We start from the raw sequence: 17522 nt of genomic DNA on the forward strand, positions 1-17522 counted from the left end.
CCTTTATTCGTTGATAATCGCTTCCTGAATAAGCATTTGAACAACAGTTCTGATATCAGCCTCACCCAGCTTATTGTTTTCACGGGTTGGATACACCCTGTTTGATAAAAACACATAAACAATTTCTGTTTCAGGATCTGCAAAAGTATAGGTGCCTGTATATCCGCTATGGCCGAAGCTCTTAAAGGAGATACAACCGCAGGTTGCCATTGATTCATCCAGCTGAGGCTTGTCAAATGCCAGTCCCCTTCTCACCCCCTTGTCTTCAAAATATCGGCGGTTGAATTTATCAAAAGATTCAGGTTTAAAATAACTTTCACCACCGTAATATCCCTTCTGCAGGAACATCTGCATCATTTTTGCCACGTCATTCGACGTTCCGAACAAACCGGCATTTCCACTCACCCCGCCCATCATGGCTGCACCTTCATCATGAACATTTCCATGTAAGAGCTGGTGTCGAAAAAATTCATCCTTTTCTGTTGGAACTATTCTTGATTTTGGAAACTTATTCAATGGGTTGTAAACTAATGTAACGGCCCCCAGGGGGCCATAAAAATATTTATGGTTGAGAACATCCATTGATTCCTTGTAGGTTTTCTCTATATAATCCTTAAACAGATAAAAAGGCAAACCGCTGTATTTGTATTCCAGCACGTCTCTTTGGGGTGCATCTGCGATCAATTGAAAGATAGTGTCTCGATAATCAGTTCTCAGATAAAGGTTTTCGGCAACCTTAATACTGTATTTACCTGAATTCGTGGTACTGAAATACTTCTTCATAGGTGTGTTCTCCTCGCCCTCAACCATGGTTTCATAATAGGGGATATAAGGCATTAGTTTGGCAAAATGAGAAAGGGCTTCTCTTACTGTTACCGTGTCCTTATTACTGTCTTTTAACACGGGCATGAGTTCCCCGAGAGGGGCGTCCAAGTCAAATTTTCCTTCTTCTTCGGCTTTGATGATCATAGGAAGGCCTCCGAGAATCTTTGTCACAGAAGCCAGGTCATAAATGCTGTTATTGTCTACCTTTTTTTTTTTATCGTAGGTATGGAACCCATAAGCCTTTCTGTAGACAATTTTGCCGTGTCGAGCCACCAGTACCTGCATGCCGGGAGCCATCATTGAATCGATCACCACCTCAGCCACTGAATCAATCCTTTGAAGCCTGTTTCTGTCCAAACCCACATCCTCCGGAATTGAATAGCCCATTCTATTGAGGCCGGCGAGCTGAAGTCCAAAACCTACTTTGAAATCATCTTTGATATTCACCGGTAAAACGCCTTTGAAGTCGAGAGCTCCAAAAATCATTTGAGCTGATATATCCTGGGCGAGACCGGTATTCTGATAGGATACAATAATACCATCTATATTTTCATAAGATTTGATCTTTAGCAAACTATAAGGGCTCGCAAATACATCGAGGATTACCTTGTGATTTTTTGCTATTTCCTGAAGGATCAATAATTCATCATCATCGATCTTGTAATTCGCATAGGCGCCCAGGCTTGTGTGAAAACTAATGATTACGGTTGTATAGCCCTTTAGTTTATTTAAAATTTCAGCCGCACTTTTACCCGAAATCACATCAACTTTTGCATAATCTTTAAGGCGATTTACAAAGGGGCTGTTATTGTGTTTTCCCAATTTCACATAAGCCAGCTTATTCTCCCCTAAGTTTTTAACAGGCAATACGTCATTTTTATTCTGGATCACCGTAACCGAATTCTCAACAAGTCTGCGGTTCAAAAGATCATCTTCTACAGTATGGAGGTCACTCATCAGGTTTTCCACTTTCAATGGCTCATAATTATGCAATCCGACCCAATATTTCGTTTTGAGAATCTTTCTAACAGATTCGTTTAACCTATCCTCAGAGAGGGTTCCCTTGGCATAGGCCTTTTTCATTAACTGAATTGATTTGACAACGTTGAGCGGTACATCAAGAAGATCGTTTCCTGCGAGAATAGCTTGTAAATTGATTTCTTCAGAGGAAGCAAAATCAGCGGATCCCTTCATGTTTAACGCATCGGTAACAATCAATCCCTTGAAACCCATTTTCTCCTTGAGCAATTTTGTAACGATATTATAAGATAAAGAGGATGGCAGATTCACATTGGGTTCCAAAGCCGGAACACTGAGGTGACCGATCATAGCCGATCCTATTCCCTGTTCTATAATCTTGGTGTACGGGTATAATTCGATTGAATTTAATCGTGTTGTATCATGGAGCACTGATGGAAGTGTTTTATGAGAATCCTGAGCCGTATCTCCGTGGCCGGGGAAGTGTTTGGCACAAGCCATTATTTGTTCACTTTGGATTCCCTTGGTAAAGGCGATGGCCTTTCTCGTAACATTGTCCTTGTCCTCGCCATAGGAGCGATTGCCAATAACCGGGTTTAAAGGGTTGGTATTCACATCGACTACCGGGGCAAAATTGATATGCACACCCTCTCTTTTCATGTGCTTACCCATTTGTTTGCCCATCTCATAGAGCAACTTATCGTTACGAATTGCTCCCAGTGCCATGTTATAGGGAAATGCAACCGTATTTTGAAGCCGCATTCTCAATCCCCATTCTCCGTCTATTCCAATCAGTAGGGGAATTCTGGATAAACTTTGATATCTGTTGGTCAGTTCCACCTGTTTCACCGCCTGGTCCTGAAAAAATATTAAGGCTCCGATATGATGCTTTTCTATCAGGTCGCTGATAAATTTTTCGTGTGCCTCATCCTTATTCGAATAGGCAGCGACCATAAATAACTGACCTATTTTCTCCTCAACATTCATGGTCGCCATAATACTGTCAACCCATTTGTTTTGAGCTATACTGTCTTTTGTTTGTAAAGGGTCTTTTTGGGCTCTGGCCTGAAAGGCCATAAGCAGGACTATCAGTACTGCGATCTTCTTCATAAAAGTGAATTTAAGGTAATAAAACAAATGGTTCAAGGGAATCTGTTGTTCTGTGCTCGTCTGCAGATGAGGTAACCACCTCATACGGTAAAATTAAAAAAATCAGTTAAAATACCGGCTGTGCCAGCTCTTATTGGCCGGAACTTCCCACATCTCCTTTAGATCCGCCTTGTTTTGCACCAAATTGTTGAAGACCAAAGTATCAGGATGTATTTTTTTCTCTTTTACGTAGTTCTGGAATTCAGCCAGAGAAACTACATTGATATGGTCTCCATGCTTAAATGCTGTATTTAACTTATTCAAAAGTTCAAGCTCAAATTCCTTTTCAAAATGCTTAAATACATGGGTTGAAGCATCAATGGAACAGCCCGAAACCTGATTAAAGGATTCATCGACAGCCAATATGATAAAATGATTGTACTTAATATCGAAAGATCCCTTGAGGTCATCCCCGTGCCTTGTCCATTCATTGATAAAATTTTTCATCGTGACCGATATAGTTTTCATCTCATCAGCACTGAATTCTCTATTAGACTGATAAACCCAAACTCTTGAATTATCCTTCAAAGTATCAAAATCTACGTACATATTTTATATCTTATTATTAAATTTATTTTGCAGGTCTTCCAGCGTGCTGATCTGTTTTTTGGCCGACATATTCTCTTTGACATTTGTCAGTATTTTTTTCGTGTAAAGAGGAAAGTCAGCATTCTGTATCCAGTTGTAATATCCCGGATTTTCTCTAAAAACATCTCTTACCTTCCTGCCTTTGTATTTACCAAATGAAAAGATTTCCTCGTCTTCAGCATCCATTAAAATAAAGCCGGCAAAATCGGCCCGTTTCTGATGTGAAGAATAGTCACTTAAAAACGAAACGTCGTTTTGAAGATCCTCATATTTCTCTATCTGTGCCTCCAGAATTTCAAAAGTCGCTATGGTATCAGCTTCTGCAGAGTGTGCATTTTCAAGGTTCTTTCCACAGTAGAACTCGTAACCTGCACTAAGGTTTCGCTGTTCCTTTTTATGAAAAATAACCTGGACATCAATGGCTTTCCTGTTTTCCATGTCAAAATTTACCTTGGAACGAAGCATTTCTTCAGCGAGTAAGGGAATATCAAAACGGTTTGAATTGAATCCGGCAAGATCACAACCTTCTATCATTGTACTCACCTTGTGGGCCAGTTCTGAAAACTTGGGTTCCATCACAACCTTTTCATTCGTTATGCCGTGAATGTCTGACGCTTCTTTCGGAATTTCAATTTCGGGATTCACCAGCCTTGTCCATGTTTCTTTATTTCCATTGGGGTAGACCTTAAGAACAGAGATTTCTACGATTCTATCTGTTGCTATTTGAATTCCGGTAGTTTCCAGATCAAAGAAAACGATCGGTCTTTCAAGTTTAATATTCATCTTAGTGAAATGAAATTTATATTCGTTTTATAATTTTCTTAAAAAGTGGTATTGACATCCCAGGCTTCCAGATAATCTGCAATTCTTTTGGCAAACATACTTCCCAGTGCTCCGTTGACGACTCTGTGATCATAGGAATGCGAAAGGATCATTTTATGGCGGATTCCTATAAGATCGCCTTCAGGGGTTTCAATAACCGCAGGAATCTTGCGAATTGAACCCAGGGCCAATATGCCTACCTGTGGCTGATTGATAATTGGGGTACCCATGATACTTCCAAAAGAACCCACGTTCGTCACCGTAAAAGTACCTCCCTGTACATCATCCGGATTAAGCTTACCTGCCCGTGACCTTTGAGCAAGATCATTAACGGCTTTGGTCATGCCCACAAGATTGAGCTGATCAGCTCTTTTGATTACAGGAACAATTAAATTACCATCTGCAAGTGCTGCGGCCATGCCTAAATTGATGTCTTTATGTTTAAGGATCCTGTCTCCGTCTACAGAGATATTCATCATCGGGAAATCACGTATTGCCTTGGCGACTGCTTCCATAAAGATCGGAGTAAAAGTGATTTTTTCACCTTCCCTCTTTAAAAATTCATCTTTGACTTTCTCTCTCCATCGCACAACATTGGTAACATCTACCTCAACAAAACTCTGAACATGTGCCGAGGTCCTCAAAGAATCGACCATATGCTTGGAAATAAGCTTGCCCATTCTGCTCATCTCAATGATTTCATCATTTAAAGCGGGTTGAATGGCTTCAACTGAAGGAGCGTTTGCAACTTTTTCAGAAACTGGTTCAGGGCTTTTTGTATCCTGTACTTTCTCCGAAGCTTTTCTGCCTCTTTTAATATAGTCCAAAATATCATTCTTGGTAACCCGTTCACCCTTGCCCGTTCCTTTTATAGACTCAAGTTCATCAATACTAATCCCTTCAGTTTTTGCAATATTCTTAACCAAGGGTGAAAAAAACTTTCCACTTGGTGAGCTAATATCAGCACTATTTGTGCTTACTGAATCCATTGCTGATTTCACCGATGAAACTGTTGGCAATTCCTCAGGAACTTCTATAGCTGCTGCTTCGGGTTCGTCAGTAACTTCTTGAGATTCACCATTTGTTTCGATCACTGCAATTACCTGGCCAACACCAACAACCTCGTCAACTTCAAAAAATCTTTCCACCAATACACCTTCTACCTCACTTGGAACCTCTGAGTCAACCTTATCTGTTGCTATTTCTACGATAGCTTCGTCCATTTCAATGGTATCCCCAACCTCCTTCAACCAAGAAGTAATTGTTGCCTCGGCAACGCTTTCACCCATTTTCGGCAGTTTCAATTCAAATTTTGACATTTCGTTGGTAATTTTAGGGGCAAATTTAAGAAATTAAAAAGATAATAATAGGGAGTTTTTAACTATACTCTATTTTACTAAAAACAATTTAATCAGAATACTCTAATTTTGCGAATATGATATTCGGGGCCATCTGTAAATAATCCTTTGATCGCTGGATGATCAACCTTTTAAAAACTGCTAAGGATTCCCTGAAACCTGGTCATCCTTTTTGATCTTGATCATTTCTTTGGTGAGCTCATTCATTTTCGACACCTTGTCTTCAAAATCACCTTTAATCGTTTTCCTGTATCTATTAAGGTTTTCAACCAATTCATTGATATTATCCGGAAGTATTTCTTCAAAAAACTGTCTGAGCCTCTTCGCCGCTGTCGGCGATTTACCATTGGTGGAAATAGCAATTTTCACATTGCCTTTGGTCACGATTCCTCCCATGTAAAAATCACAATAAGCAGGATTATCGGCCAAATTCACCAAAATATTCTCTTTTTTACAATCATGATATACTTGTATATTCACGTCGAGATCATCAGTGGTTGCAATGACTATCTGCTTTCCCGACAAATAACTTCTTTTATAGGCATCCTTGACTAATGAAACATTAAATCCCCCGGCAAGTGAAATAACTTCGGGGATAAATGACTTTGAAACCAAAGTAACTTTGGCATTGGGACTGGACTTCAGGAGAAAGGTCAGTTTCTCCAATCCAACATGGCCACCCCCTACGATCAATACATCCAAAGCTGCCACTTTGAGAAAAACAGGATAAAGCTCATTTTGTTCCAAAACACAAATTTTAAGGTCAATAATCAGGTTGAAAAAACTGAAGACTCTTCAAAAATACTTGAATTTTATCAAAAGCCTCAGGAAACTTTTTCAATTTTTTCCATCTCACAACCGATAGTATGATGAAAATCATAAAAATTTCTATTCCTAACTTTTACATTTACCTTTAGAATACATGAAAATCAGCGTGAATGAAAAATTTGGTTCTTGGAAATGAAGCATTGGCACAAGGGGCCATCGATTCTGGTATTTCAGGGGTTTACGCCTATCCGGGCACGCCCTCCACAGAAATAACTGAGTATATACAACAATCTAAAATCGCAAAAGAACTCGGTATTCATTCCAGCTGGTCGGTCAATGAAAAAACTGCAATGGAAGCTGCTCTCGGAATGTCGTACTGCGGAAAGAGGGCCCTTACGGTCATGAAACACGTAGGGCTCAATGTAGCTTCTGACGTATTTATGAATATGGCAGTCTCAGGAATCAATGGTGGATTGGTAGTTGTGGTGGCCGATGATCCTTCGATGCATTCTTCACAGAATGAACAGGATTCGCGTTTCTATGGAAAATTTGCCAAAGTTCCAGTTTTGGAGCCCTCAAATCAGCAGGAGGCCTATAACATGATGCACTACGCCTTTGATCTGTCGGAAGAAACTCAACTCCCTGTTTTATTGCGTTTGGTAACCAGATTATCCCATTCACGTACAGGAGTTATATTCAAAGAAAGAAGGGCACAAAATGGCATACAGTTGCCCGTGAATACAGATCGTTTTGCCTTGGTTCCTTCGAATGCAAAAGTACAATACGAAAAACTGGTCGATAAAAAATCGCTCTTGCTCGAGGCCTCCGAAAAGTCATCCTGGAATCACTTGGTGCAAAATAAGGATCGCACCCTGGGAATCGTGGCCTGTGGGATAGGATACAATTATGTTATGGAAAACCTTGCCGATGATTTAGGTTTTTTCTCATTGTTAAAGATCTCTCAATATCCGTTACCCAAAGAAAAACTCAAAAAAATATATGGTGATTGCGACGAACTGCTCGTAATAGAAGAGGGATATCCATTGGTGGAAGAGCTTCTGAACGACTATTTTGACGAAACTCCAAAAGTCACCGGAAAACTGAGCGGGCACTTGCCTCAAACAGGAGAACTGAATCCTAATATCGTAGCAAGGGCAATAGGCCTTTATCGAAATGAAACTGCACAAACATCCGATCTTGTAGTCGGAAGACCTCCTCAGCTCTGCGATGGATGTGGACACCTCGATCTGTTTAAAGTGATTCAGGAGATACTCCCTGAAATTGGACAAAAAAAAGTATTTGGCGATATTGGCTGCTATGCACTTGGTGCATTGACTCCCCTTAATACAGTCAACACCTTAATTGATATGGGTGCGTCCATAACCATGGCCAAAGGTGCAGCGGATGCAGGAATCGAGAGCGCCATTGCCGTAATTGGTGATTCTACTTTTACCCATTCGGGCATGACTGGTTTGCTGGAAGCCATTAATGAGAAGTCTCCCATCACAGTCATTATTTCAGACAATTCAACTGTTGCCATGACAGGAGCTCAGCCATCTGTTGCAACAGGGCGTTTAAAGGATATCTGCCTGGGCCTCGGGGTAGACCCGAAACACTTGAAAAGAATCGAACCTTTAAAGAAGAATTTTCAAAAAAATCTCGAAATTCTGAGAAAAGAAGTTCACTATAAAGGGGTATCTGTTATCCTCTCTGAAAGGCCATGTGTAAGGCTAAGCAGAGAAAGTAAAGAACAAATTAAACAAACAATAGCCTCCTTAAACTAAATCTACATTATGAAGTCGAATATTATCTTATCCGGAGTTGGTGGACAAGGGATCCTCACCCTGGCTTCCATTATTGACATTGCCGCCCTACAACTCAATCTATTTGTTAAACAATCTGAGGTTCATGGAATGAGCCAACGTGGTGGTGCGGTTCACTGCCATGTCAGGATTTCTGACAAGGAGATCTACTCCGACCTCATTCCTGAGGGAAAAGTCGATCTTATCTTATCTGCTGAACCTATGGAGCTTTTAAGACATATTCCTTACCTTAAAAAAAACGGTTGGATCATTACCGATTCGAGTACCTTTGAAAATATAATCAACTATCCCGACAAACACGAATTATACAAACAGATAAAAAAACACGTTAACCATATCATCATTAACGCCAAAAGCTGTGCAAAGGACATGGGAAACACTAAGGTTTGCAATATGGTCTTATTAGGTGCTGCCGCAGATCATCTGCCGATACCAGAAGAAAAGATCCTGCAGGCGATTAATTATTGTTTCAGGGATAAAAGTGAAAAGGTAAGAATTAAAAACACTGAAGCTTTTCAACTTGGACGCCAGAAAGCCAAGGAATTCGTTGAGTTCATGTATTAGTATCGTATAACATCGAAACTTTTAGGTGATTTTTGATGACTTTAGAAAGAAGAACTACGCCTTTTTCAATTTCCTTTTTGGGCATGTTGGAGAATGACAACCGAAGGTTGTGGTCCTCCTCATTTTCCGGGTCGAACGTTTTTCCTGCAACAAATACAACGCCTTTTTCCAGGCAGTCCTTAAAAATGGCACTGGCACTGAGTTCATTTGGCAGCCTTAACCATATATAAAATCCACCTTTGGGTTCGATCCACCGAATACCGTCAGGTAGATGTTCCTCCAAACTTCGTTGAAGGATTTCCTTTCTTTCGCTGTATTCCTTTCTCAGGAAATCAAGATAGGGTGTCAAATAACCTTCATCGATGAAATGCTGTGCCAAAATTTGCATAAAATTAGAGGTACAGGCATCAAGTGCCTGTTTAATGGTTTCGGCTTTTTCAAATATTTCCGGTGAAGACAGCATATATCCCAAACGGAATCCAGGCCCCAATATTTTAGAGAAAGAGCCTGTATAAATGATCTCTACATCATAAGCATGGTATGATTTCAAAGGTCGTGTCAAGGGCTTGTCGTTCACATCAAAATAAAGGTCTCCATAAGCATCATCTTCGATCAATATGATATCAGTTCCGGATAGGGTTTCCAATAGCGCGCGCCTTCGCTTTTCTGTGTATAAAATTCCTGCAGGATTGTGAAAATTCGGTGTGATATAAAGAAATTTTGGAGGCCTTTTCAATGTTGAAATCACTTTTCTTAAAGCATCTATATCTATCCCTTCTTCATCAATGGGTATCCCTATAATTTTTGCGCGGTATGTTTCGAAAACAGACAAAGCGCCAACAAAACAGGGATTCTCAGTAAGGATAATGTCTCCTTCATTTACAAATTCCTGCGTGATAATACTTATGGCCTGTAAGGACCCTGTAGTCACAAGAATTTTATCTGTTTTAGCAGGTAAACCCTTTTTCAGCATCATTTTTTGAAGAGACCTTATCAATGGAGGATACCCTGTAGTTGGGCCGTATTGAAAACAAAGTTTCTTAGTATCGTCGCTTAAACTGTTATAAATTTTATCTATTTGCTTTACCGGAAACAGATCATTATTTGGCATCCCGCCGGCAAAAGAGATCAAACCTTTCCCTGAAGACTGTTTCATCAATAATTTAATGTCTTCTGAGTGCATTGAATTAACTGCCCGTGAGAATGGGTACATATTGTTCACACTTTAATCCGTTTATCAAAGTAACTAATTTTTGAGCCTAAAAGACTTGATAAATATCAGTAAATGGGTCATTTTTTTTGGCTTATTTTACATCTACCAATCCAGCACAGTTATGTTGCATAATAACCTTCTTCAACCATCGAGTATCGCAGTAATAGGAGGTTCGGATCATCTTGACCATTTAGGGGGGAGTGTCCTCAAAAACCTTCTTGATCAGGAATTTAAAGGAGACTTATACGTTGTGAATCCCAAAAAAGATGAGGTACAAGGTGTAAAATCTTATCGAGACGCTTCTCTCCTTCCTCAAACTGATCTTGCCATAATTGCCATTCCTGCGCAGGAAATTTGGCCGGTGATTGAGGAATTAATTAAATCAAAAGGAACCAGAGGGTTTATCATTTTTTCATCCGGGTTTGGAGAACTCAATAAAGAAGGACGCGATCTGGAGAGAAAAATAACCACACTCATCAGCAGCGCCGGCGGAAGTCTTTTAGGCCCCAACAACATTGGTATGATCAACCGCCACTATGCCGGGATCTTTACCCGGCCTCTTCCCGTGATCGATAAAAAAGGCGTCAGTTTTATATCTGGTTCCGGCGCAACCGCAGTATTTACATTGGAAGCGGCACAGCAGATTGGCTTGAGGTTCTCCAACATATTTACGGTGGGAAATAGTGCCCAATTAGGAGCAGAAGACATATTGGAACATCTTGACGATACCTTCAGGCAGGGTGAAAGCAGCCTTGTCATCATGCTGTATCTGGAGTCAGTAAAAAATGCTTCCAAACTACTTGAACATGCTATTTCTTTAAGGCGAAAGGGCTGTTCAATAGTCGCCCTGAAATCGGGTGTTACCGACAAAGGAAATGCCGCCGCGGCATCACATACAGGTGCCATGGTCAACTCAGACCTGTTTGTACAGGCACTCTTTAAAAAGGCCGGAATCATAAGGTGTTACAGCAGGTACGAACTGATAACTATTGCTGCCATTCTGCAGGCAACTCAACAAAAACCAAAGCGCTTTGCAGTCGTCACTCATGCAGGAGGCCCGGGTGTAATCCTGACCGATACCCTGACTCAAAACGGCTTATCTGTCCCAGACCTTTCAGTTGCCCATCAAAATGCTTTAAAGCAATTACTCTACCCGGGCGCAGCCACTGCCAACCCGATTGACATTCTGGCTACCGGAACTGCCGATCAACTGGAAAAGGTTTTGGACTATTGTGAACGTGACGTAAAAGAAATCGATGCCGTAATTGTGATTTTCGGCAGCCCCGGGCTGGGAACTGTAACAGAGGCCTATAAAGTAATTCATCAAATGGCTCAACGATCAAGTAAGCCTGTATTTGCTATTTTACCTTCTGTTGTGAACGTCAGGGAAGAGATCAGCAATTTCATAAAAAAAGGGAATCTGGCCTTTAATGATGAATACCTTTTTGGAACATGTCTTGCCAAAGTGATGGAGAATAGTGTACCATCTGGACAACTATTTAAAATCAAACCGAAACAATACTCAAACATCAGGACACTGGCCAGGGAGTTTCCGAATGGGTTCCTGCAAGCTGACCAGGTCTATGCGATCCTGCAGGCTGCCGGAATTCGCTGTGCTCAACAGCAAGTAGTTAGTACCGAAACAGAATTATTGAAGATATCCGGCTCCCTGAATTACCCGGTGGTCCAAAAAGTTGTCGGACCTCTGCACAAAAGTGACATAAAAGGGGTAATCATTGACGTGACAAATGTCAGCGATTTGTTGCATAACTTCAGGAAATTGAAAAAAATTAAAGGTGCTACCGCTGTTTTGATACAAGAGATGATCAAAGGAAAAGAAATTTTTACAGGAGCAAAAAGAGAAGCTGGTTTTCCTCCGTTGATCCTTTGCGGTGCCGGCGGAATCTATGTAGAAGCGCTTAAAGACAGTGAGTCCAGCCTATCGCCAATAACAAGAAAGGATGCCGTGGAAATGGTAAGCAAACTGCGGATCAAACCTATCCTTGATGGAATGAGAGCGGAAGCCCCGTGTAATCTGGAAGCTTTATATGAGGTGCTTCAAAAAGTCTCTGAACTCATGGAAAGCATACCTGAAATAACCGAGTTGGATATCAATCCGTTGATGTTGAACGAAGACGCTGCCATTGCCGTTGACGCAAGAATCAAAATTGAAAAACAAGACGAAAATACCTTATAAAATCACGACCTCTCCCCTTTCATCTGATGCATCACTACCCAAATAAAAAGATTGGTCAGCCGAGATGATTCTTTTTTTGACCCCACTAAAATTGGGGTCGCTTATTCTTTCAATTATTTTAGTATAACTCAGGTTCTTACTGTCAAAAAAAGCCAATTCAGGTTGTAGGAATTCCTTACCGGCAGGTTGTTCATATAAACCATTTGAAAAAGGATACTTGTTTTTTAGCTTCTCAAAAACTTGCTTGTCGTTTCCAAAATAGATCCATGTATCGAACATAACCGGGTCGCCTTTATCAGGAGAAACCCTGACAGATTTTACTGTAATAATCATGCTCACCAAGACTTCAATCAAACCATAGAGGGCTTTTCTGTTCGGAAAATGCTTCCTGTAGAATATACTGAGTGCGCCATAAAAATTGCGAAAATAGAAGGTATTTTTAACGGTAGATTCCCCTTTAAAGTGTAAGACTTTTGTGCTCCCCACATAATAATTTTTGTATCCCGAGCTGCTAATTCTATAACTTAAATCAATATCTTCTCCATACATAAAAAAATCTTCATCAAATCCGCCTACCTCTTTATAAACCTTCTTTTTGATAAACATAAAGGCCCCAGTCAGAATATCGATCTCTGTAATTTCGTTCTTGCCAATATGATTGGCATAATAATATTTGGAGTAGCCCAGAAGTTTAGCACCCGCGACCTTTAAATCAGGGAAATTCCTTTTGCTTTCGGGAAGATATTTACCTGACCCATCAATAAAATGTACTCCGGCAGCTCCGAAATCAGCTTGTTGCTCACTAAAATGTAAGAGCTCCGACAGCGTAGTTTCTGTCAACATGGTATCCGGGTTCAAAATAAGTACATAGCTTCCCTTTGCCAATGAAACACCTATGTTGTTGGCTTTGGAGAAACCTATGTTTTCATCATTCTGAACATAATTCACCTGAGGGAAATCACGCTGTATCATTTCAGAACTACCGTCTGAAGAATTATTATCAACAACGATAACCTCTACTTCTTCTGCGATGTCAGAACTAAGTATGCTTCCAATGCAGTTCCTAAGAAAATACCGGGCATTATAATTGACAATGATAACAGAGATGCTGACCAAAAGCAGTAGTTTTTCGGTAAAAATATGACAATTTATTATTTAGTCAAGACATAGCTCTATATTTGTGTATATAATCATAAACCTATGAAATCAGCTACTGTAAGGGAACTCAAAACCGAACTTCAGGAAAAATCTCCAAAAGAGATATTAGAGCTGTGTTTAAGACTCTCTCGTTTTAAGAAAGAAAACAAAGAACTCCTTACCTATCTGCTTTTTGAATCATCCGACGAGCAGTCTTATATTGAGAGCGTTAAGGAGGAAATCGACGAAAAATTTGAGCACGTCAATCGCAAAAGCCCCTATTTTGTCAAAAAAAGCATCCGTTCAATTTTAAACCATACAAAAAAATACATCCGCTATTCTCAAAACAAAGAGACCGAATTAGAGTTGTTAATCTACTTTTGTCAGAAATTGAAAAATTTCAAGCCTTCCATTCACAGAAATAAAAAAGTAGAAACCCTGTATTACCGTCTTATCGCCGAATGCAAAAAGAAAACCGGTTTATTACACGAAGACCTGCAATATGATTATTACAGGGAATTGGAAGATCTTTAATCAGTGCGGATTTTATGTCTTATCGCCTATCGTTTGATGCCTTGTTCAAAAGGAACCCTGTTGATGATGCTGCGCCCGAGGGTTACCTCGTCGGCGTATTCAATTTCATCTCCTACCGAAATTCCCCTGGCGATCGTCGTTAAATTGACTTCATGTTTTTGCAGGCGCCTGTATATATAAAAGTTGGTAGTATCCCCTTCCATGGTCGAGCTCAAAGCTAAAATGATCTCCTTGATACCTCCCCTTTCCACTTTTTGAACAAGATCTTCGATGGTTAGATTATGCGGACCAATGCCCTCTATAGGTGATATCTTACCTCCAAGCACATGGTAAAACCCTTTGAACTGAGCTGTGTTTTCTATAGCCATCACATCTCTTATATCTTCCACTACACAAATCAGCTCAGGGTCTCTCCGCTTGTTTGTACAGATCTCACATAATTCCATATCTGAGATATTGTGACAGTTTTTACACAGCTTAATCTCATCCCTGAAATTTTTAAGGGCCTCTGCTAAATACTGGGTTTGTTCTTTTGGTTGTTTTAACAAGTGTAATACCAGGCGAAGTGCCGTACGTCGGCCTATCCCGGGTAACTGCGCCATTTCATTCACAGCATTTTCCAATAATTTTGACGAAAAATCCATGTTGCAAATGTAATGTTTTTAAATTTTTGAAAACCATCAACAACCTGATATTAATAGGTTTCTTATTCTAATATTTTCAACAGTTCCCAAATCAAAATCTGTTACTTTTGCACTTTAATGTTGAACTATGTCTCCTTTTTTACTACTGACCATCGTACTGGCCTATTTTGCCTTGCTTATCGGCATTACTTACCTCACTTCGAAGGACGATAGCAATAAGGTTTTCTTTAGGGCCAACAGAAACTCGCCCTGGTACGTGGTGGCATTCGGCATGATTGGCGCCTCTCTTTCAGGGGTCACTTTTATTTCGGTTCCGGGATGGGTCAGCAGCACGCAGTTTAGTTATATGCAACTTGTTATCGGATACTTTTTAGGTTATCTGGTCATCGCATTTGTATTGCTCCCCTTGTATTACAGAATGAACCTCACCTCGATCTATGGGTACCTGCATCAAAGATTCGGGCCTAAAAGTCATAAAACGGGAGCCTTTTTCTTTTTGTTGTCCCGGATGCTGATTGCGTCGTTCAGATTATTCCTTGTCGCATCGGTGCTGCAATACTTTATCCTTGATGCCTGGCATATACCCTTTGTGGCTACTGTCATCATATCCGTATTGTTTATTTGGCTCTATACTTTTAGAGGAGGCATTAAAACCATAGTTTGGACCGATACCTTACAAACTTTTTTTATGCTGGCCGCTGTGGTTTTTGCCGTACTGATCCTCATGGATCTCCTGCCTTATGATTTTATGGAATTCATAAACTCAGATGACTTTAAAAAATACAGCAAGACTGTTTTTTCCGAAGATGTCAATGATCGAAAATACTGGTTGAAAGGGTTGCTTGGAGGTATGTTTATTGCCATAGCCATGACGGGGCTCGATCAGGATAATATGCAAAAAAATCTCACTTGTAAAAACCTGAGGGATGCTCAAAAAAATGTAATATCACTGGGTTTGGTGCTCATCCCGGTAAATTTGATCTTCTTGTTTCTGGGGGCACTTCTTTTTACTTATGCTCAAGAATATGATGTAGCTATTCCTGTGGTAGACGGAAAGGTCAAAACTGATTTGCTTTTTCCCGAAATCGCTCTCAACCAGGGCCTTGGAGTCGGGTTTGGCATTGTATTTATCCTTGGGTTGATCGCTGCGGCCTATTCAAGTGCCGACAGCGCACTTACTTCTCTAACCACTTCGTTCAGTATTGATTTTATGGATATTGATTCAAAAATAAAAGGAGAAAAAAAGAAAATACGCAAAAGAATCCACCTCGCTTTTTCGGGCTTGCTCGTGCTGATTATTATAGCATTCAAATACCTGTTACATGATAATATTATCAGTAGTCTGCTGCAAGTATCGTCTTATACCTATGGGCCATTATTAGGCTTATTTTCCTTTGGCCTGCTTACCAAACACAAGGTTAAGGACAATTGGGTATGGCTGATTGCTATTGCGTCTGTGGCCTTAAGTTTTGTACTGAATTCATATGCGGCAAGCTGGTTTAATGGTTATACCTTTGGTTATGAAATTTTAATCATTAACGGATTCCTGACCTTTACAGGATTATACCTGATCCGTCAAAAAGAGGGTCACAGCAAAATTTAATGTATTTTTGAAACATGGAAAAAGACCTTAGCCATTACAGAAAAAATTATGAGCGAAATCCTTTGATAAAGGAGGAGTTACCCGAAAACCCAATGGAGCTATTCCAAAAATGGTTTCTTGAAGCTGATGACTTTGACGGCTTGGAAGAGGCAAATGCAATGAGTGTTTCAACAATTGGTTTAGATGGTTATCCAAAAACCCGTATTGTTTTGTTGAAAAAATTCACCTGGGAAGGCTTTATTTTTTATACAAATTACAAGAGTGAAAAGGGAAGAGCGATAGAAGCAAATCCAAATGTATGCCTCAATTTTTTCTGGCACGGACCTGAACGGCAAATTATAATCAAAGGGGTTGCCGAAAAATTAGCACCCAATTTGTCGGATGGATATTTTGAATCAAGACCAGATGGAAGCAAGCTTGGTGCCTGGGCCTCAGATCAGAGTGAGGAGATTGATTCAAGGGATGCCCTTGATTTAAAGCTAAAGCAATTAGAAGAAGCATATGCCAACAAAGAAATTCCCAGACCCGAACACTGGGGAGGGATCATCGTCAAACCCGTATCCATGGAATTTTGGCAGGGCAGGCCTAACAGGATGCACGACAGGATTCTATTTGCCTTGCAGGAAGATTACGAATGGAAGGTAACCCGGCTTCAGCCCTAAACCTGTGGTTTAATTTGAAAGAAGTTTTAAAAAAAATAAGTATTGAAAAATTTCGCTTCTTAATTTGTTTATATTTGAGAACAGCTAAGTTTATTTTTGCGAATTGATAAGATGAAAACACTGTTTATTGTGCGTCATGCCAAATCGTCCTGGGAATACGAAGGTATTAAGGACATAGATCGCCCCCTGAAGAAAAGAGGTATCGAAGATGCCTATTTGATTTCCAAAGTATTACAGAAAAAAATTGAAACCCCATCGGTCTTTGTATCAAGTTGCGCAAACCGGGCGCTTCATACAGCCATGATCTTCAGCTATTCTTTTAATTACCCTTTGGCCAACTTAAAGATCAGCAAATCACTTTACAGTTTTAGTGATGGTTATTTGATCAAAACCGTAAAGGCGCTGGATAACGGCTTTGACTCCGCTATTATATTCAGTCATGACCACGGTATTAGTGATTTTGTCAATAAATTTGGCAACATTGCGATTCACCATGTACCCACCTGTGGGGTAGTAGCCATTGAATTCAATACAAAACACTGGAAAAACATAAAAGACGGCAAAACCCTGTTTACAGAATTTCCAAAATACTATAAATAAACAAGTGAATGCACTGCGGTTATGAAGTTCACTTTGAAGACGAACGTGCTAAAAAGA

Annotated in this window: 15 protein-coding genes; 7 read left to right on the top strand and 8 right to left on the bottom strand. The window is 40.1% G+C overall.

The window, feature by feature from the left end:
- Window positions 1-3: 3 nt before the first annotated feature.
- From AABB81_RS08280 to AABB81_RS08300, 5 genes are all read right to left on the bottom strand, one after another.
- On the bottom strand, window positions 4-2913 hold the full coding sequence (locus tag AABB81_RS08280; RefSeq protein WP_342159875.1) for a serine hydrolase domain-containing protein: 2910 nt from the start codon (window positions 2911-2913) through the stop codon (window positions 4-6).
- Between the two features lie 102 nt (window positions 2914-3015).
- Window positions 3016-3501: an ABC transporter ATPase gene (locus AABB81_RS08285; protein WP_342159876.1), complete on the bottom strand. Its 486-nt coding sequence runs from the start codon at window positions 3499-3501 to the stop codon at window positions 3016-3018.
- A gap of 3 nt (window positions 3502-3504) precedes the next feature.
- The gene (locus AABB81_RS08290; RefSeq protein WP_342159877.1) at window positions 3505-4323 is read right to left on the bottom strand and encodes an exonuclease domain-containing protein; all 819 of its coding nucleotides are present in this window, start codon (window positions 4321-4323) and stop codon (window positions 3505-3507) included.
- Between the two features lie 38 nt (window positions 4324-4361).
- Window positions 4362-5681, bottom strand: a complete 1320-nt coding sequence (locus tag AABB81_RS08295) for a dihydrolipoamide acetyltransferase family protein (protein WP_342159878.1) — start codon at window positions 5679-5681, stop codon at window positions 4362-4364.
- Window positions 5682-5861: 180 nt separating this feature from the next.
- Entirely contained in the window at window positions 5862-6467 is a 606-nt protein-coding gene (locus tag AABB81_RS08300) for a precorrin-2 dehydrogenase/sirohydrochlorin ferrochelatase family protein (protein WP_342159879.1), read from the bottom strand.
- A 191-nt stretch (window positions 6468-6658) separates the two neighbouring features.
- On the opposite strand from AABB81_RS08300, the gene AABB81_RS08305 reads away from it, so the two are divergent.
- Together AABB81_RS08305 and AABB81_RS08310 are read left to right on the top strand one after the other, a co-directional pair.
- Window positions 6659-8272, top strand: coding sequence for a thiamine pyrophosphate-dependent enzyme (locus AABB81_RS08305; protein ID WP_342159880.1), 1614 nt, complete (start codon window positions 6659-6661; stop codon window positions 8270-8272).
- A 9-nt stretch (window positions 8273-8281) separates the two neighbouring features.
- The gene (locus tag AABB81_RS08310; protein WP_342159881.1) at window positions 8282-8875 is read left to right on the top strand and encodes an indolepyruvate oxidoreductase subunit beta; all 594 of its coding nucleotides are present in this window, start codon (window positions 8282-8284) and stop codon (window positions 8873-8875) included.
- On the opposite strand, the gene AABB81_RS08315 is transcribed toward AABB81_RS08310, so the two are convergent.
- A complete protein-coding gene (locus AABB81_RS08315) occupies window positions 8865-10031 on the bottom strand; it encodes an aminotransferase-like domain-containing protein (protein ID WP_342159882.1) in 1167 nt (388 codons plus the stop codon). The genes AABB81_RS08310 and AABB81_RS08315 overlap by 11 nt on opposite strands.
- Before the next feature lie 178 nt (window positions 10032-10209).
- Here AABB81_RS08315 and AABB81_RS08320 point away from each other — a divergent pair, with 178 nt between their 5' ends.
- Window positions 10210-12285 (top strand): acetate--CoA ligase family protein, encoded by a 2076-nt coding sequence (locus AABB81_RS08320; protein WP_342159883.1) that lies wholly within the window; start codon window positions 10210-10212, stop codon window positions 12283-12285.
- Here AABB81_RS08320 and AABB81_RS08325 read toward each other — a convergent pair.
- On the bottom strand, window positions 12280-13401 hold the full coding sequence (locus tag AABB81_RS08325; protein WP_342159884.1) for a glycosyltransferase family 2 protein: 1122 nt from the start codon (window positions 13399-13401) through the stop codon (window positions 12280-12282). The two genes, AABB81_RS08320 and AABB81_RS08325, sit on opposite strands and share 6 nt — an antisense overlap.
- 84 nt (window positions 13402-13485) lie before the next feature.
- On the opposite strand from AABB81_RS08325, the gene AABB81_RS08330 reads away from it, so the two are divergent.
- Complete coding sequence (locus AABB81_RS08330) at window positions 13486-13956, top strand: hypothetical protein (protein WP_342159885.1); 471 nt, start codon at window positions 13486-13488, stop codon at window positions 13954-13956.
- Window positions 13957-13982: 26 nt separating this feature from the next.
- On the opposite strand, the gene recR is transcribed toward AABB81_RS08330, so the two are convergent.
- On the bottom strand, window positions 13983-14600 hold the full coding sequence (recR, locus tag AABB81_RS08335; RefSeq protein ID WP_342159887.1) for a recombination mediator RecR: 618 nt from the start codon (window positions 14598-14600) through the stop codon (window positions 13983-13985).
- 127 nt (window positions 14601-14727) lie between these two features.
- On the opposite strand from recR, the gene AABB81_RS08340 reads away from it, so the two are divergent.
- The 3 genes from AABB81_RS08340 to AABB81_RS08350 all read left to right on the top strand — a co-directional run bounded on the left by AABB81_RS08340 (window position 14728) and on the right by AABB81_RS08350 (window position 17465).
- Entirely contained in the window at window positions 14728-16203 is a 1476-nt protein-coding gene (locus AABB81_RS08340; protein WP_342159889.1) for a sodium:solute symporter, read from the top strand.
- Window positions 16204-16217: 14 nt separating this feature from the next.
- Window positions 16218-16865 carry a pyridoxamine 5'-phosphate oxidase gene (gene pdxH, locus AABB81_RS08345; RefSeq protein WP_342159890.1) on the top strand — a complete coding sequence of 216 codons (648 nt, stop codon included), beginning with the start codon at window positions 16218-16220 and terminating at the stop codon, window positions 16863-16865.
- Between the two features lie 111 nt (window positions 16866-16976).
- Complete coding sequence (locus tag AABB81_RS08350; RefSeq protein WP_342159891.1) at window positions 16977-17465, top strand: SixA phosphatase family protein; 489 nt, start codon at window positions 16977-16979, stop codon at window positions 17463-17465.
- Window positions 17466-17522 lie beyond the last annotated feature (57 nt).

This window comes from Lutimonas vermicola, assembly GCF_038433205.1.
GTDB lineage: Bacteria > Bacteroidota > Bacteroidia > Flavobacteriales > Flavobacteriaceae > Lutimonas > Lutimonas vermicola.

Bases quoted from the DNA above. Each gene is read 5' to 3' on its own strand.
- AABB81_RS08280 (WP_342159875.1), bottom strand. From the start codon at position 2,913: ATGAAGAAGATCGCAGTACTGATAGTCCTGCTTATGGCCTTTCAGGCC.
- AABB81_RS08285 (WP_342159876.1), bottom strand. From the start codon at position 3,501: ATGTACGTAGATTTTGATACTTTGAAGGATAATTCAAGAGTTTGGGTT.
- AABB81_RS08290 (WP_342159877.1), bottom strand. From the start codon at position 4,323: ATGAATATTAAACTTGAAAGACCGATCGTTTTCTTTGATCTGGAAACT.
- AABB81_RS08295 (WP_342159878.1), bottom strand. From the start codon at position 5,681: ATGTCAAAATTTGAATTGAAACTGCCGAAAATGGGTGAAAGCGTTGCC.
- AABB81_RS08305 (WP_342159880.1), top strand. From the start codon at position 6,659: ATGAAAAATTTGGTTCTTGGAAATGAAGCATTGGCACAAGGGGCCATC.
- AABB81_RS08310 (WP_342159881.1), top strand. From the start codon at position 8,282: ATGAAGTCGAATATTATCTTATCCGGAGTTGGTGGACAAGGGATCCTC.
- AABB81_RS08315 (WP_342159882.1), bottom strand. From the start codon at position 10,031: ATGAAACAGTCTTCAGGGAAAGGTTTGATCTCTTTTGCCGGCGGGATG.
- AABB81_RS08320 (WP_342159883.1), top strand. From the start codon at position 10,210: ATGTTGCATAATAACCTTCTTCAACCATCGAGTATCGCAGTAATAGGA.
- AABB81_RS08330 (WP_342159885.1), top strand. From the start codon at position 13,486: ATGAAATCAGCTACTGTAAGGGAACTCAAAACCGAACTTCAGGAAAAA.
- recR (WP_342159887.1), bottom strand. From the start codon at position 14,600: ATGGATTTTTCGTCAAAATTATTGGAAAATGCTGTGAATGAAATGGCG.
- AABB81_RS08340 (WP_342159889.1), top strand. From the start codon at position 14,728: ATGTCTCCTTTTTTACTACTGACCATCGTACTGGCCTATTTTGCCTTG.
- pdxH (WP_342159890.1), top strand. From the start codon at position 16,218: ATGGAAAAAGACCTTAGCCATTACAGAAAAAATTATGAGCGAAATCCT.
- AABB81_RS08350 (WP_342159891.1), top strand. From the start codon at position 16,977: ATGAAAACACTGTTTATTGTGCGTCATGCCAAATCGTCCTGGGAATAC.